General features: G+C 41.0%; 12 protein-coding genes. 3 read left to right on the plus strand and 9 right to left on the minus strand.

All coding sequences use genetic code 11. The annotated features are described in order from the left end of the window. The first annotated feature begins 196 nt into the window (after nt 1-196). On the plus strand, nt 197-1324 hold the full coding sequence (gene ald / locus AC1D7X_RS21520; protein ID WP_495476108.1) for an alanine dehydrogenase: 1128 nt from the start codon (nt 197-199) through the stop codon (nt 1322-1324). A gap of 94 nt (nt 1325-1418) precedes the next feature. Here ald and AC1D7X_RS21525 read toward each other — a convergent pair whose 3' ends face one another. From AC1D7X_RS21525 to AC1D7X_RS21550, 6 genes are all read right to left on the minus strand, one after another. Next, nucleotides 1419-2366 (minus strand): prenyltransferase, encoded by a 948-nt coding sequence (locus AC1D7X_RS21525; RefSeq protein WP_495476097.1) that lies wholly within the window; start codon nt 2364-2366, stop codon nt 1419-1421. Between the two features lie 237 nt (nt 2367-2603). Then, nucleotides 2604-3695 (minus strand): glycoside hydrolase family 88/105 protein, encoded by a 1092-nt coding sequence (locus tag AC1D7X_RS21530; RefSeq protein WP_495456864.1) that lies wholly within the window; start codon nt 3693-3695, stop codon nt 2604-2606. Between the two features lie 60 nt (nt 3696-3755). After that, complete coding sequence (locus AC1D7X_RS21535) at nt 3756-4631, minus strand: carbohydrate ABC transporter permease (protein WP_495476098.1); 876 nt, start codon at nt 4629-4631, stop codon at nt 3756-3758. Nucleotides 4632-4652: 21 nt separating this feature from the next. Further along, the gene (locus AC1D7X_RS21540) at nt 4653-5621 is read right to left on the minus strand and encodes an ABC transporter permease (RefSeq protein WP_495476099.1); all 969 of its coding nucleotides are present in this window, start codon (nt 5619-5621) and stop codon (nt 4653-4655) included. A gap of 130 nt (nt 5622-5751) precedes the next feature. Further along, the gene (locus AC1D7X_RS21545; RefSeq protein ID WP_495456867.1) at nt 5752-7308 is read right to left on the minus strand and encodes an extracellular solute-binding protein; all 1557 of its coding nucleotides are present in this window, start codon (nt 7306-7308) and stop codon (nt 5752-5754) included. Nucleotides 7309-7508: 200 nt separating this feature from the next. Beyond that, a complete protein-coding gene (locus tag AC1D7X_RS21550; protein WP_495456868.1) occupies nt 7509-9035 on the minus strand; it encodes a type 2 periplasmic-binding domain-containing protein in 1527 nt (508 codons plus the stop codon). A 162-nt stretch (nt 9036-9197) separates the two neighbouring features. Here AC1D7X_RS21550 and AC1D7X_RS21555 point away from each other — a divergent pair, with 162 nt between their 5' ends. Next, entirely contained in the window at nt 9198-11516 is a 2319-nt protein-coding gene (locus tag AC1D7X_RS21555) for an AraC family transcriptional regulator (protein ID WP_495456869.1), read from the plus strand. Here the strand turns inward: AC1D7X_RS21555 and AC1D7X_RS21560 are convergent. Beyond that, nucleotides 11513-12514: a glycosyltransferase gene (locus tag AC1D7X_RS21560; RefSeq protein ID WP_495476100.1), complete on the minus strand. Its 1002-nt coding sequence runs from the start codon at nt 12512-12514 to the stop codon at nt 11513-11515. The two genes, AC1D7X_RS21555 and AC1D7X_RS21560, sit on opposite strands and share 4 nt — an antisense overlap. Before the next feature lie 85 nt (nt 12515-12599). Next, nucleotides 12600-13181 carry a TVP38/TMEM64 family protein gene (locus AC1D7X_RS21565; protein WP_495456903.1) on the minus strand — a complete coding sequence of 194 codons (582 nt, stop codon included), beginning with the start codon at nt 13179-13181 and terminating at the stop codon, nt 12600-12602. Between the two features lie 207 nt (nt 13182-13388). Between AC1D7X_RS21565 and AC1D7X_RS21570 the strand changes: the two genes are divergently transcribed. After that, the gene (locus tag AC1D7X_RS21570) at nt 13389-14240 is read left to right on the plus strand and encodes a lipoate--protein ligase family protein (protein WP_495456871.1); all 852 of its coding nucleotides are present in this window, start codon (nt 13389-13391) and stop codon (nt 14238-14240) included. Nucleotides 14241-14362: 122 nt separating this feature from the next. Here AC1D7X_RS21570 and AC1D7X_RS21575 read toward each other — a convergent pair whose 3' ends face one another. Continuing rightward, a complete protein-coding gene (locus AC1D7X_RS21575; RefSeq protein ID WP_495476101.1) occupies nt 14363-18076 on the minus strand; it encodes a non-ribosomal peptide synthetase family protein in 3714 nt (1237 codons plus the stop codon). Nucleotides 18077-18085 lie beyond the last annotated feature (9 nt).

Raw genomic sequence — 18085 nt, forward strand, 5'->3', positions numbered from 1 at the left:
CATCTTTTGATCACGAAGTATATCAAGAGGCTTATTCGACATCGAATATTGAATTCAGCCGGTCCTTCCGGTGCTCACGTAGGTACTGCCTACGCTCCGCTCCTCACTCCCTTGCTTCATCCAATCTTCTTGGTGCTGAAAATCTGACTTTTTGAACACGCACTTATAAGATTATTAAATCTAAGAGGTGATTATGATGAGAATTGGAATCCCAAAGGAAATCAAAAATAATGAACATCGTGTAGCGATCACCCCTTCAGGCGTAGAAGAATTCCTTCAACATGGACATACCGTATATGTTGAACATCAAGCAGGAGCAGAAAGTGGGTTCCCTGATCATGAATATACTGCTGCTGGTGCAATAATCGTAGAAGAAGCTCAAGAATTATGGAGTCAATCGGATATGATTATGAAGGTTAAGGAACCTTTATCTAGTGAATATGTGTACTTTAGAAAGGGGTTAATCCTCTTTACGTATTTGCATCTAGCCGCTGAGCCTTCACTTGCAAAGGCTTTAGTTGATTCAGGTGTAACCGCCATTGCTTATGAGACAGTTACTACTCATGGTACACTCCCGCTACTAACACCCATGAGTGAAGTGGCTGGTCGAATGGCAGCTCAGATCGGGGCGCAATTACTAGAAAGACCCCAGGGTGGTAAAGGGATACTATTATCGGGTGTTCCAGGCGTAGCACGTGGGAAGGTGACGATCATTGGTGGAGGAGTCGTTGGGACGAATGCTGCAAAGGTTGCTATCGGTCTCGGAGCACATGTCACCTTATTAGATCTAAATGTAGGTCGATTACGCCAATTAGATGATATATTTGGTCACCAGATGACCACATTAGTCTCTAGTCCGTCCAACATTGCTAAAGCTGTTGCAGAAGCAGATCTATTAATTGGTGCTGTTCTGATCCCTGGAGCCAAAGCTCCCAAGTTAGTGACCGAAGAAGTTGTGAAATCAATGAGTCCAGGTTCTGTTATTGTAGATGTTGCTATTGACCAAGGGGGAATCGTAGAGACGATTGACCATATCACGACACATGATCATCCAACCTATGTGAAGCATGGCGTAATTCATTATGCTGTAGCGAACATGCCGGGTGCCGTACCGCAAACGTCAACGGTAGCCTTAACAAATGCAACTATACCATTTGCGTTAAAGTTAGCTAATCAGGATATTCAAGAACTTATTCTTAGCAATCCAGCGATTGCAAGTGGAGCTAATGTCATCAATGGCTGCGTCACATATGCAGCGGTGGCTCGTGATCTTGGATTTGAATATGTCCCTGCAGATAAGGCCCTTTCCCGAGTTACCGTTTAATTTTCTCATATCACAAGTGAATATAAAAGAAAAAGGATATGCATCTAATGCATATCCTTTTTCGTTATGATACTTCCCCGTATACCCACTATAATCACACTGCCATCACAATCGCCACACTCAAGGCTAAGATCCGAGCCATATTGGTAATCATGAAATTCTGTACAGCTAAACCAAAGGTGTGTTGTTTGGTCTGCTTCTTCATAAACAAGTTAATATTCTTCCTAACGGGGATCAAAGTGAGTAGAACCAGCACAACGATGAGCGGATTTACTTTCAAGAATAACAATACAATCAGATCCAAGAAAGAAGCATAGTAAATGAATCTGAACAAGATTAAGGCATGCGATTTGCCGATATACACCGGAAGGGTGTATCTTTTATTCTCAACATCTTCATCCATATCACATATGTTATTGGCTAGCATAATATTAGCGATCCCAAGAATAGCAGGGATCGAAATGAGGAAGATCAATAATACTTCGACCATGTCGATATGAACGCTCAGATTCTGTTGGTTAAAAGCTAAAGTAACGAGTTGATCACCTACATGAATAAATGTGGAGACAAATATAATGACGAACCCCATAAATAAACCGGAGAACAACTCACCTAATGGCATTCTAGAGATAGGAATGGGACCGAACGAATACAATATCCCCACGCAAAAGGATAGCCCTCCTATAAGGAATACAACCATTCCCGTACTCATAACCAGCCATATCCCCGTACCCACTGCTGTCACAAAAAGACTAATAATCAGCGTCACAACCGTCGATTCTTTCAGTCCGAACTTCACAATGGCGTTATGTTCTTGGTAACCATAACCCTCTTTCTTACTTGCCTTTTTGAAATCATAGTAATTATTCATTGCCGTTGTAAACATATCAAACGAAAGTAAGGATATCAGCATCAGTAGGAAATGTGTAACTTGAAACTCATGGAATCGGAACACCACATATACCGATCCTATAAAGAAGGGAATCATGCTGGCGAGTTTCGTTCTAATCTCCACTAAACTCAGGAAACTTTTGAATGTCATCTGTTGTCACCCTTTAAATTTTATTGTTATCACGGAATGCCAAGTCAAGTGTGACAGAGACTGACCATGTATTATACAAAATGATGATATCTTAATTTTTAAGTTTATTCAGCTAGAAACCTCCTTGACAATAGAGAAAAAGCCGCACCGAATACCGTGCGACTTCATTCCTTTACCTGCTATGTCTTCGTTCACCTTCTACTATGTTGGTCATCTACATTCAGCATTCATAGTCAGTTAGCGTAATGCTTGCATCTCAACGCAAGCCATCACAAATGCGCCAACGCCGTGTAGATCATTCTTACTCGTAGGACGAGTTACATAATTCTCATAATCTCCAGCCGAAGTACCAATACAAATATTCGGTAGAATTAAGCCCTCATTCTCGTCCCACTCTAATATGTTGATTAACCCTTCATACCCCTTCTTAGCTGCTTCTACATATTCTTTCCCAACGATGCCGTGCTTCACAGCCTTCGCAATGGTATAGACGAATAAGCAACTACACGATGTCTCCAACCAGTTATCCGACAAATGCCCCTTATCTACAACTTGATACCAAAGGCCACTTTCCTTGTCTTGATAACGAACCAGTGCCTGCACGAAGTTCCCCAATTCCAATAATAGTTCTGCGTGTCCTGGGTCGCTCTCTGGTAGATAATCAAGAAATTGTGCTAATGCCAGGCCATACCATCCAAGTGATCTCCCCCAGAATTCAGGAGAGCAGCCACTCTCAGGATCAGACCATGGCATATGTCGACTCTCATCCCACGCGTGATACAGTAATCCTGTATCCTCATCCTTCATGTGTTTGCGCATCAAGCGCTCCTGATGAAGGACTGTTTCCCTCAGGGATGGCTCCCCATAGGCTTCCGCATATTTCAAGGAGAATACCCCCGCCATATATAGCCCATCGAGCCACATTTGATTAGCGTATTTATCCTTATGCCAGAATCCTCCCTCCGAGGTTAAATTAAGCGTCAGTAATAAACTTCTCAGTTTGGTAGCAGCCACACGATATTTATCCTTACCTGTCCGTTCATGAAGATTAAATAATAGAAGCCCTGCCTGAATGGCATCTAACTCATCACGAGCGAAATAGAAATTACCATGATCATCTATGAGATCATCCACATAACTTTGAATATAGTCCACATAGCGATCCTCTTGTACCGTTTCCCACAAGAGTTCCATTCCACATAGAAATACACCTTGGTGGTAATGCCACCGATGTGCAGGAGGAAGTTCTCCTGCAGCGTAAGTGTTCATCAGAGAATCACAAGCCTTTTTAGCCCATTCTAGCGGTGTTCTCGTCAACATTTGAGTCATGTGTAGTCTCCTCTCATTATCAGAACAATATCTATTCATCAGATTTCAAACGTTAATTTTCTAACCTTTCATAGACCCCAACATGGCACCTTTAGCAAAATGCTTCTGTAAGAACGGATATAACATTAGAATTGGCAGTGTTGCAACGACAATAACCGCCATCTTAATCGTCTGATCTGGGGGAGGTACAGCCGCATCCAGCGTAGAACTGTAATCCATCCCACTTGCAAGAACTACAATCTGTCGCAATAGCACTTGAATCGGCCATTTAGCACTATCGTCCAAATATAGAATTGCCGTCATGTACGTATTCCAATAGGTTACCGCGTAGAATAGAGAGATGGTTGCTATAGCTGGCATAGATAACGGAAGTACGATCCGAAATAATATTCCGAAATCCGTGCAACCGTCGATCTTAGCGGACTCTTCCAACCCCTCCGGTATATTTTGAAAGAAATTCTTAAGAATGATCATATTAAATGCGCTAATGGCTGAAGGAAGAATGAGTGCCCAATAAGAGTCGATTAACCCCAGTTCCTTTACAACTAAGAATGTCGGGATCATTCCACCATGAAACAACATCGTGAAGACGACCATGAAATTGATAGCCGTACGTCCATCTAGATCCTTGCGAGAAAGACCATATGCCATGAGCGCAGTCACAAACATACTGAACAATGTTCCTACCAGTGTAACTCCAACGGAGACACCCATCGCTTTGAAGATCGTACCCGTAGAGAATATAAACTTGTAAGCATCCAAGCTCCACACTTTGGGAATGAGCACAAACTTGTTAGCTGCCATCTCAGCACTTGTCGTAAAGGAGCCTGCAACTACGTGAATAAACGGAAGAACCGTGACTAAAGCAATGATGGCTAGTAACGTAAAGTTAACTGCAGCAAAAATCCTTCCACCGATGGATCGATCTTCTACCATTCTAATCCCTCCCACAACATATCAATACACGCCTTCTTCTCCCATTTTCTTGGAGAATTTATTCACAGACATGACCATAATCAAACCAATAATAGATTTAAAGAATCCGATCGCTGTACTGTAACTGAATTGCCCCTGTCTCAAACCGGCTGTATATACGTACGTATCAATAATTTCCGCAACCTCTCGGTTCATCGAATTGAGCAATAAATAGACATGTTCAAATCCAAGATCGAGTACGGAACCAATTTTCAAAATAAATAATGTAATAATGACGCCTCTTATGGCTGGAAGTGTAATATGCCAGATTTGTCTCAGACGTCCTGCACCATCTATACGAGCTGCTTCATACAATCCAGGATCAATGGCAGCAATAGAGGCTAGATAGATGATCGTACCCCAACCCGCTTCTCTCCAGATAACCTGAAGGATATACATCGGTCTGAACCATCCGGGGTTGAGCAAGAAATTGATCTTTTCGAACCCGAAAAACGATATAACTTCGTTAATAATTCCTCCATCCATCGTTACCATTACGAAGGTGATCGAGACCACGATAACCCATGACATAAAGTGAGGTAAGTAGACCAGCGTCTGAAAGAACCTTTTAAAGAACGTCCCTCTAAGCTCATTCAACATAAGTGCCAGAATAATAGGTATTGGAAAATAGATAAGAATGTTTAATCCGAATAAAATAAGCGTGTTCATCAGAATGTTTATGAAATCAGGCTCTGTAAATAACCTTTGGAAATGCTTCATACCCACCCATTCACTGCCAGCAATTCCTTTGTAGGGTTTGTAATCCTGAAATGAGATAATTAATCCGTACATCGGTAGATATTTAAATATGAGAAAATAGAGTACTCCCGGTGTTAACATGACATAGAGCCATTTATTTCTCCACAGTCGCTTTTTGAGCTCACTGCTACTCTTGTTGCTTTTACGCTTGGGCTGAGGGGATGTAGTCGGTTGAACGGCAACTTCCTGCATGAGATTCTCCCTTTCTATATAGTTATTCAAAATGCAATTTCCAACACTTTAAAGGGAACAGAAAGGACTGTTGAAATCGATCATCAACAGCCCTCTAAGCCCAACTTTTCAGCCAGTGGCCATTGTAAGACTATTTCTTATACTCTGCGTTATACTCTTCGATGATTTTGGCGCCACCACGACTCTTCCAGTCCTCAACCTCTTTTTCGAATCCCGCTTTATCCAGCTGTCCATAGATATACTTGTAGGTAGCATCTGTGATGATCTGCTGAAGTTCAACACCTTTTTCCGTATACGTAGCTGAATCTAGTGCAGCCGTAGGATCTGCCACCCCAAACTTCACATTCTCGAGGACTAACTCCTCTGCGTGAATTCTACCAGGCAATAGGTTCAAGCTTTCATACATGCCATTTGTCTCGGATTCACCGATCACACTATCCTTGAACCCTTTCACTTCACGTTCGATCAATTCTTTGTCATCTGCTGGTTTGGCTTTACCATCAACAACGGTATAATGCGTACCTTCAATTCCCCAGAACATTAAGTTGGCAACTTCAGGTGTCATCATTTGATCAAAGAAGGCCAGGATCTTCTTGAGCTCTGCTTCGTCCTTCACAGCAGATTTAGGGAACAAGACCACATTGTTATATCCCGGAATCATCCACTGAGCGAACTTACCGTCAGGACCCGCAACCATACTGTGTGTATCGAGAACTGCATCTGGGAAGTTCTTAATTAGATCTTTGTTCAATGTATCGATATCTTGCATGGATCCACCAATATAAAGACCTGCTTTACCACTTGTAAACATATTTACGGCATCTGTTTTACTAGTTGCAGCGAAATCCTGGTTCATATACCCTGCATCACGTAGCTTTTTGAAGAAATCTAATGTGTCAATATACTGTGGGAATGTAAACTCTGGTGCCAATTGTCCGTCTTTCTCACCCCACGTATTAGGTGTTCCGAACCAAGAAGAGACCGTCTTGAAAGCACCATAGGTTAACTCATTTCGGTCAGCAATACCTGTGGTGTCTTTCTGTCCGTTACCATCTGGATCCTGCTCTGTAAACGCCTTCGCCATGGCGAACAACTCATCCAGATTGGCTGGAGCACTAATTCCAAGCTTATCTGCCCAATCCTTACGGTAGATAATTCCTTGACGTGCAAGCGGTCTACCAATATAAAGCGTATACAACTTGCCGCCTACTTTGGTGTTATTAAGAATTTCAGGTTTTAGCTTGTTCAAATTCGGAAATTCATTCATGAATGGACCAATTTCCCAGAATTGATCTTCCTTAATTGCCTCTTTCATCTGGACGAATGTTGTCTGATTCTTCAAGTACGTTACTTGAGGTAAGGACCCTGTAGCAAATGATGAATTTAATTTCTCTTCATATGAATCTGCAGGAAAGAATTGATATGTTAATTTCGTGTTGGTTAACTTTTCAACCTCATTCTTAATCGTATCTGGTGGTGTTCCTGTTGTGTTCAGCGGAAGCATAATCTTAATCTCTGTCGGTTCCGCATCTTTCGCTGGTTCTTCCGTCTTCGCTGTGGTATTTCCCCCATTTGGTTCAGTTGCTTCCGGAGACGTTGTTCCATTGTTACCATTCGAGCATGCAGACAGCATGACACTGAATGTTAGCAGCGCAGTAAGCAACAAGGAAAAGGATTTTTTCTTCATACCTTCGTGACCTCCATTTAACTTTTTAATTGATTACAGAACCCACATTACAGGCTAACGTAAGTTACGAATACAATCATTTACTCACAAAAGCACCTCGTTATCATCATCTGTTCTAATGATTATCTAGATCATTTATCTAAACCTAGACACAAAAATCCACTGCGCCTACTCCGCAGTGGATAGATAGAACCTATTCTCTATGGGTTAACCAATTCTTTAGCTACCTTATATTCCTCTGAAATCCGCTTACCACCATTTCGCTTCCATCGTTCAACCTCTTGTTCGAATCCCACCTCCGTCAGATTACCTAGAATATAATTGTATGTAGCATCTGTAATGATCGTTGATAACTCCATGCTTTTCTCATCATACGTCTGAGAACTTAGATGAGCGGTTGGATCATCAACAAGAAAAAGCTCATTGTCCTTACTTAACTGATCTGCAAGAGCTGTCATCGACTCCTTCTCAACCACTTCAAGGATATTTTGATTGCTAGAGCTTGCAATAATCATCGTGTTAAGAGGATTTACTTCGTTCACCCGTAATTGGGAAGTTTCCTCGGGCAGTATCACCTTATTATCTTGTACGCTATAGTGCCTTCCTTCCACGCCATACATCATCAGATTAACAACATCTTTATCCATTGTGCGGTCAAAGAATCCAAGGGTTGTTTTTAAATCAGCTTCCGACTTGATGGCTTTCTTAGAAAAAACATAAAGACCGTTATAATTAGGAATGGACCAAATCTTATATCCACTTGGGCCCTCAATACGATTGACTAACGTTAATGTAGCTTTCGGATTAACAGCTTTAGCCTCATTAGATAACCTTTGTACATCTGTCATACTTCCAATAAATACGCCAGCCTCACCACGAATGAAGCGATCCCGTTGAACTTCCTTACTTGTAAGTGCGAAATCCTGATTTAAAATCTTCTCATGATACAACTTTTTCATAAAGTCCATGGTATTCCTATACTCAGCTGTCTCAAATTCAGGAATAAATTGATTATCCTCATACATCCAGTTGTTTGGTGTTCCGAAATAAGAACTAAGTGTCTTGAACACACCATAGACTAAATCGTTACGATCTACTAACCCTATTGTATCGTTCTTTCCATTCTGATCTGGATCATTATAGGTGAACTGTTTCATTACGTTATACAATTCATCCAACGTACCTGGCTTATTTAGATGAAGATGCTCAAGCCAATCCTGCCGAATGATGATTCCCTGTCTTGATGATGGTCGTTCCGTATAAAGTCCATATATTTTCCCATCAACCGCAGCTTGCTCCAGATAACTCGAGTTCAGATACTTGAGGTTAGGGAACTCTTTCAAATAAGACCCAATCTCCCAGAAGGCTTCAGATCTAATCGCATTCTTCACTAAACTGTAGTCTGTGTATTTTACAAAGGTCACTTTTTTTAGAGAGTTGGTCGTTAATGTCGTGTTCATCTTATCCGTGTAGATCCCCTCAGGGACCCAACCGATATCAAGGTTCGTATCCGTTAACTTCTCAAGTTCTTGAATAATTTCTTGCGTGGGTGGATGCGGGAAATGGAGAGGTACCATGATCGAAATATTGGGTATATCATTCTCTTTATGATGTATATGTTCGGAGCTCTCTCCATTCGTACAAGCAACCATAAAAAGGAATAGCAATAGGAACAATAGCCATCGACAAGAACTCACGAACCTTTTACCCAGAAACTTAATGAACATGCCCATCCCCCTTGATCAATTCCCATAATTTAGTCATAATTAAAGTGAAAGCAACCAATCTCAAAGATAATGATTATCCTGATTCTAGATGATTATTGTTCTCCCCATACCTTTTCCTTAAAATTAATATGTGTCTACTTCTTCTGATGGGTGTTGAATTTCGTGAGACCATTAAGTTTCTTAAGTAAGTTGACTATCTTTGCTTGTATATTAAGTACGCTTCCCGTCATATTTATCGGCTCCTTCTCTTATTTCACATCTTCAAATGAAATCCAGAAAAATGTAAATAAGGGGAAAATGGAGCTTATCTCGCAAATCAACTCCAATGTAGAGCATAAGTTAACGACTGTCAACCATACTTTAAATCAAGTTGTTAACTCCTCTGTGTTGAAACAAGCTTTAACTACATCGTTAAATGTAAACGATTTCAAATTGTATAATGATTTACGCAACGAGATTCGCAATATGCAATCGTTCGATACCAAATTAGAGGATGTCATTTTATTTAACGAGTACGAGAATTGGATGATTAAAAATTCAGGTCTGTATCGATTAGACCAATATGAGAATTATGATAATCTAATCCGTTTGATGGATACACCAGACAATACGTCATGGATCATTAATCCATCCGAATGGTTCTATAGCGAAGAGAATACAAGTATTACAGACTGCAATTACACCATCAGCCTGATCAAGAAGTTACCTACCTCTGATCTGGAGAAATACGGACTGGCCATAGCCAATATTCCTGCTTGTAATCTTCAGGATTTCATTAAATCAGAAGTTAATCCGTCAGAAAACACGATTATTGCGGATGAGAACAATATCATTCTATTTCACCCAGACCATTCATTGATTGGTAATCCGCTGAGCACCAGTGGAATTCAAGATTCAACACTATTATCCGACGAGGCTAAACCCTCAGGTCAATTTGCAACGACGATACAAGATAAGCCATATTCCATTACTTATCTTCATTCAGAGCTTAATGGGTGGGTCTATTTATCCGTCACCTCCATTGAAAGCTTAACGAAGAAATCAAATAAAATTGGCACATATACTTTGTGGGTGTGTACGTTCATGCTACTGTTGTCGATTCTGCTGGCTTGGATTGGATCCAAACGTATGTATACCCCAATCGAACGTCTACTTAATCAGATGGGGCAACGTCTAACGGATGTTCGGGCTAAACATACGAATGAATTTCAAGTTATTGGTGAACAGGTTCACCATTTGTTTCAGTCTAAATCACAATTGGAAAAAGAAGTCCAACAGCATATTCAGCAGGTTCGTACTTTTTTCCTCATTCGATCATTCCAAGGAGATATAAAACAGAGCGAGTTATTATACGAACTTGAGCAGTTCGGTTATCAGACTCAACTTCAAGAATGGAAGACGATGGCTGTCATGACATTATCCATCGACTTCTCCGAAGGATCACGTTATGACAAGAAGGATTTAAACCTTCTTCTATTCGCTGTACATAACATTATTGAGGAAGTCATATCACCGCCACAACGGCTTGCTCCCGTAATCATGGATCATACTGTTGTTGCCATAGTGGGTACGTCTGACTCCGATCTTGGAATCTTCCATCGCTCATTATATTCATTAACAGAGAATCTCCAACAAGAGATTACCCGTTACCTTAACCTGAAAGTCAGCATTGGATTGAGCTTGCCGTTCCATTCCTTTCATAAGATATCCATGGCTTACCGAGAAGGTCTAGAAGCACTCAAACACCGTATCAAACTTGGCAAAGGGATCATCATTCAATATGAGAACATCAACTCTGGGAATCATTATTTGAAATTAAACTACCCTATTCATACGGAGAACGATCTGATCGACGCGATCAAGCTAGCTGAGACAGCTAAAGCGAAAGAACTACTCAATCAATTTTTCAATAGTATCTTCTCTTTAGAATTATCTCCACAGGAATATCAAATTCCGTTGACACGTCTATTAAACAATTTACTGATCGTGATGCAGGAGTCAGGAATTAATCTAACTCAGATTTATCATGTCAATGGCTCGCTACTTGAGGAATTAATCGACTTACACATTGTGGCTGAAATTGAGGATTGGTTCTGGAGTACGGTTATTTATCCGTTAATCAAAATTTTCATAGATAGACAGGATGCACAATATCATAATATTTCCGAGAAAATAATTGACTTAGTTCAACATTATTACGACACGGATCTAACGTTAGAGGATTGTGCTTCGAGGCTACATTATAATGCGAATTATTTGAGCAGCGTGTTCCGTAAAGAAACCAACCATTCATTCAGCGAATATCTATCGATGTATCGGTTCAATATGGCGAAGAAATGGTTGGAGACTACGGATATGCCTATTAAGGATATTGCATCTAAGTTGAGATACAACAATTCACAGAACTTTATTCGTTCCTTCCGTAAGCAAGAAGGTATGACACCAGGACAGTATCGGGATCATAAAAGGATAAGAGATTAGTCTTTTAGCCAGGTATCAAAAAATTGGGCATATCCCTCTTTCATCACACGACTAGAGAACTTCTCAAATCCGTAGTGACGATTGTCCAAAGAAAATTTCTGAGGCGAAGCTGCGGCCATGTTGACTAACTCGAACCAGTTCTTCTCATTTCCAGAAAAGGCATGCTTAGAGCTGATATGATCATAACAAGGATGTTCGGGTTTAATGATGATCTTACCCATAGCCAAGGCCTCCGTTAAAGGCATAGCAAAGGTATCAAACTTCGAGCAGCTCCAGTACACTTTTGAAGAATTCATTAGTGCAAATATCTCATCTTGAGTTAACGCGAACTTTAACGTCACATTATGTGGAATGTTATATTTCTTCATACTTTCTTTATACCGCACCCCACCGAACACCATGAATACCTCTTTGTCAGGGTTCTGTCTTGCATATTCAAGCACTAGATCAGGTCGTCTGTTCTCTTCGTCTCGGCCAATCCATAGTACTCTATTATCAACAATCTGTGTGGGGTCGAAATGACGTTCTGCTAACTCCTCATTGAATCCAATGGGAATCACCGTCACATCCTCCACACCGAAATTACGGTCTAGTTCACGTTTGAGAAATTCCGTCTGTACCACTGCCTTTTCCACCATTTGATAGAAAGGCTTCATCATCTCATACCCTGTTAGTGCTGGATCTGGGAAACTGTGAGGAAACAGAACACTTTTCTTAATAAACATTTTTAAATAGGTAAATCCAGAGACTGTATATATCACATGATCAATGTTCTGAGAATGAATCTGATCCAATACGATATCGTAATTAACCAAATCGCCCTTCTCATGTTCATATCCAGGAATCCAATCATGTCCATTAACATGACGTTCAGGGGATATGAATACAATCTCCACACCTAACTCTTCACCTATTTGTTTCAGACGATCTGCAAACACGCGGGGACCTTGAGACTCCGCAAATTGTATTTTTCTCATGACCAATCCGACTTTTTTCATGAAATCTCCATCCTGTCTCCTGAATATCAGGTGTACTTATCTTCTATTCAATATATCAGAAGACAAGAGAGATTAATAACGACGGTTACAACGGAACTCTTGTGAAATAACTTTCGATTTTCTTACTAATGAATAAGGAGGCTCCGATAAATAATAGAACATACACCAATTGAGTAGGATGCTCCACAAAACCTCTTATATCATGACCGATATATGAGACATAGAATACCATAATTGCTTTACCAAAAATAACAGCTATAAGATAAGAAATAATTCGCATGCGAGCGACTCCTGCTGCTATATTAATGACAACAAACGGACCCACCGGAAATATGCTTAACAGAAACACATAGCTGAAGGCGTTCCGCCGAACCCAGATCATACTTTTAGCTACCCTTGGTTTAAGTGCCCACCGTGTGAAGTACGGATACGATGATATCTTACGAACCAACAGGAATGTTACCAAACATCCGCTGACCATACCGATCCATGAATATAAGAATCCAAGCCACAGTCCATAGACTGCAGCATTTACACCCACGATGACGATGGTAGGTAATGGAGGAATGAAAGACTTCATAAATGTCAAAAGCATTCCAGGGAATGGACCGAATTCACGGTACCTTTCAAGCAGTTGCTTCATGTTCTCTTCCGTCAACATCGACATCATATCTAATGCGGCCGTCAATATAATCACCTGTTTCTTTTCTACTAAAATAAGACCGTACACTATGAAGCGTTATTATCTCCATCTTATCATATCTATATGATGTTCTATCACGATCTTATCATTTGAAATATAAGTCCACAGACTGATAGAATAAAGAAGACTTCGAGGAATAAATCTATTGATATCGTAAAAAGGGGACCCCTTATGATGAACGAAACCCAGCCATCCGAACTTAATCATATGTTAATTCTAGATCGAATGAATGACCTAACGGAGAATGACCCACTTTATCCATTTGCATTGGACGAGCTCCTCTGTAAACATACCGGAAATGGAGGTCCTGCCATCTGCCATCTATGGCGGCATCCCCATTCATTCATTATGGGGTTACGAGACAGTCGACTCCCCCATGCAGATCACGGTAGACAATGGATTGAATCCCAAGGATACCAAGTAGGTATACGAAACTCCGGTGGTGCTGCCGTTCCACTCGATCTTGGCGTCGTAAACATCTCGCTAATTATGCCTAAACAAGGGCAAGGGGACATCCATTTCCATCGTGACTTTGAACGGATGTATAACTTGATCAAGAATGCGTTATCGTATACTGGATCTCAAGTAGACAAAGGCGAAATTCAGGGTGCATATTGCCCGGGTGATTTCGATCTAAGCATCGCTGGACGCAAATTCTGTGGTATTGCCCAGCGAAGACAAGCTCACGCCTATATTGTACAAGCCTTTGTCATTGTCGATGGTGTCGGTCAGGATCGAGCCCAATTCGTACAAGGTTTCTATAATCGCGCTGCCGTAGAAGCAGCTACTTCTCAATATCCACATGTAGAGGATGATAGTACAGCAAGTCTTGCTGAACTAACCGATATGGGTGAAGAACCCGTTACTACATTCTCCGAAGCTGTGAAACATGTTATTCGAGAACAACAAATGACACAAGGCTTATCTACATCCGTGAAACCATTATATGTACCGAATTCCAGTGAAATCATGGAGATGGTTACAACATTGCGACAACGTTATGATACAAAGACAACAACTTAAAGGGACTAGTCAGAGGATATCACGAAATATATGATCTAGATATGAGTACACGCACAGAAGAAGGGCTTCCAAGTTACGGAAGCCCTTCTTTCTATAATACCTATTCAATTCACATATTACCCTTAAGGTTTATCGAAATAGCCCACAACGATGGCATGTTCAATAAGCCTTTGGAAGAACCCGCTGTCTGGAACGCGACACTCTACATTTAATTTCTGTAAATAGTCCGTTGTTTGAGGACATGCATATCTATAGATGGAATTTTTGGCTCCATCCCCTTCGAGTTGAGCCATAGCCAATTCCAATCCAATCTGTCCCTTCGGCTGACGACTATCCAACAGCCATGTTTCGTACTGATTCCAGTCGAGAAGGGAAATATCATATCCGTATTGGCGGAAGAATTCGATCATATCTTCATACGAAATCTGTACGGGATTACAAATATGAAACATTTTTCCAACGGTATCGTTACTCAGAGCTAACGATGTAATAGCTTGTCCCGCATAGTTAATCGGGGTCAAGTCAACCTGCCAGCTCACCCTTGGGGCTTTTTTCAAGAGCAACATCGCTTTGAGCATTCTATAAAATGCATTATTGTTGATGTTATTCTGAAATGCGCCCGTCTCCGAATGACAAGACAAGTTCCCTACACGATAAACGGTTGCCGCGACACCTTCGTCTTCGCAAGTTCTAACCACTAACTTCTCCGCTTCCAGCTTACTATTCGTATATACATTCTCAATACTCACTGAATAATCGTACGAATCCTGTGCAGTAAATTTACTCCATTGATTACTGAGCGCTAAGTCTTCTGGTATTCCCAGCGTCGATACAAAGTGGAACCGAACATTCGCTTTCCCTCTAGCGAACGAAAGCAGTCGATTCGTGCTCTCCACATTAACTCTAGCGAAATATTCAGCATCTCCGAAATGCTTTACTTCAGCCGCACAATGGATGATCGAATCAATCTTCTCATTTAGCAACTTCACGACGGTATCCATCAACCCAAGGTTATCCTTCTCCAGGTCTCCCTGAACGGCAACAACGCGACCCTCAAGCTTCGCACCCATGGCGTCTCCGAAGTAATTCTTCATGATACCCACAATACGTTGATATGGGTCCTCATTCTCTGAAGAACGTACCAAACAATACACGGTTGCATCAGACTTCTGAATTAACTCATACAAAAGATGTGAACCCAAATATCCCGTAGCTCCGGTTAAAAAGATGTGTTGGTTGCTATATGCCTGTATGCCATTTGCAGGATGAGTTCCGAATGATTTAGGATATTCCTCTAAATCTTGAATTTCTGAGCTATCCAACATGTTGTCCTCGATCACAAGCATATCCCTAAGTTCAATCACTCTTTCAGCTAGTTTTGCAATGGTTGGAAAAGCGAAGAAATCATTTATTTTTAATTTCGGGAACTTCGGTTTTAGAATAACAAGGATTTCTAGTATCTTTAGTGAATGCCCACCGACCTCAAAGAAGTCATCATGTATACCAATATGCGTGCGATTAATCGCTTGCTCCCAAGCAGCGGATATCTCCTGCTCCAATTCATTACGGGGAGCTACATAATCAGCGTTCTCCTCTACGGTTACTTCCACTTCGAACCGTGCAAGTTGCTTACGATCGATCTTCAGTGTAGGTGATACAGGCATCTCATCTAGATAGCAGAAATGACTTGGGACCATATAGGATGGCACCCTTTTATTCAAATACTGGACAAGTTCACTCTTAGCTATCGCTTCGCCATTCTTTGATGTATAGAAGGCAACGAGGTACTTGCTTCCATCTGTCTCTGCCTTCGCGATAATTACTGTTTCTTTTATGTTCTCATGTTTAATTAGGTTTTCCTCAATTTCGCCAATCTCAATTCGGTATCCTCTGATCTTAACCTGCAGATCCCTTCTGCTTACATACTGGATTCCGCTCTTTTGCAACATCACCATGTCTCCAGAACGATAGTATCGCTTACCCGAAGTCGGATCAACAGGATCTGAGATGAACACTTCATTCGTCTTGTCAGGTAAGTTCAGATAACCTTTAGCAATACCAACAGAACTAATCAGCATTTCACCCATTACATTTAACGGACAAGGTTGATCATTGTCGTTCACGATCAAAACTTCATAGTTTGTGAGGGGCAATCCAATAGGAATTCCATATACATTATCTTGAACAATATAATCAATAATATGAACCGTCGATAAGGCTGTAACCTCCGTTGGACCATACCCATTTAGAATCTTAATATTCTTATGAAGCTTCTTCTGTAATCCCCGAACAGCCTCGCCCATTACAGCCTCACCACCCACAGAGATACTCTTAATAGCACTATACTTCAGTGCATCTTCATCACTGAGATGGACAGACAACTGATTAAAGAATACGGTCGGCAAGAAACAGATGCGAGTAGCTCTCAATTCCTCAATCGCTGCGGTAAATGACTCTATTGAGAAACGCTGTTCATTATTTAAAATATGCAACCTAGACCCGCTGCATATCGAACTGTACAAATCATATACCGAGGCATCGAAGCTAAAGGTTGCGTACTGTAACATCACATCATGTTCGTTAAACTGTAGGTTTTCCTTACTTGCCAGAGCAAGGTTTACAACACCTGCATGTACGATCATAGCCCCTTTAGGCTTGCCTGTAGAACCGGATGTATAGATGACATAAGCCATATCATCTGGATGATGGATCACATGAACGGAGTCATCGGAATATAAGTCTAGCTGCTTGTCTAGACAAAAAATAGCAACGTCCGAATCATTCCCACTCAACAGATCTGTTAACTTCGAAGTGAAATGCTCTTTTGTAATAACGATATGAGACTGTGTGTCTGAAACAATATAAGAGTTCCGGTCATCTGGATGCTCTGGATCAAGGGGGATATATGCCCCGCCAGCTTTTAACACACCCAACATGCTTACAATGGCATCCATGCCTCTCTCCATAAAGATAGCAACAAATTCACCTTTAGTAACACCCTTTTGCACCAACATGTTAGCCACTTGATTCGATAAACGATCCAATTGGGTGTATGTTAAACTCCCCTCATCCGAGGAAAGGGCAATACGATTAGTATAACGAGCCACCGATGATGCGAACATCGCTGGAATGGTTAACGTATCAGGCCATTCCTTACTTGTATTATTAAGCTCTGCATATGCATTCATATCTTCTTCAGTCAAGATCGGAATGTCGCCGATGGAGACATCGTTGTTCACTAGAACAGCTTTCACTATGGACTGAAAGTGACGTGCAAACTTTTGAATGGTAGCCTCTTTAAACAAGTTGTTATGATAGGTGATGTGAGCAACCCATGCCCCTTCTTCTTCACGAACAAACCAATTCAGAGAACTATCCTTTAACGTATCATTCTCCCCGTAGATTGTCTTAATGATGGATGATTGACCCACCACTTCTTCGATCTCTGATAGAAGTAGACTAGCATCATAGCTACTATTTAGTTTCTCAATCGTATTTGCAAATAATTGCTGGAATGAAATATTCCCTTCCCATATCATTCGAAGCGGTAAGATATTCCCTCTAGTATCGTTTACTCCAACGATCAGATCTCTCTCGCCCGTCATTCTGTGTAGAAATACAAAGTAACAACTAAGCATCCACACACTCATATCACAACGATGGTGGAGTTCAATCATTTGCTCTGCCTGCACATCTAATTTAAAGGTCGTCTTCTGAAGTTTTCTGGAAGTTAAATGATTAGGGAAATCCGTATAGATATCCAATGCCGACAAAGGCGCTTGAAGCTCCTTCATCCAATAATCTTTCACAGTTCCATGATTCATGATGGTACTCATCTACAACAA

It is taken from the genome of Paenibacillus sp. Y568 (assembly GCF_059445545.1).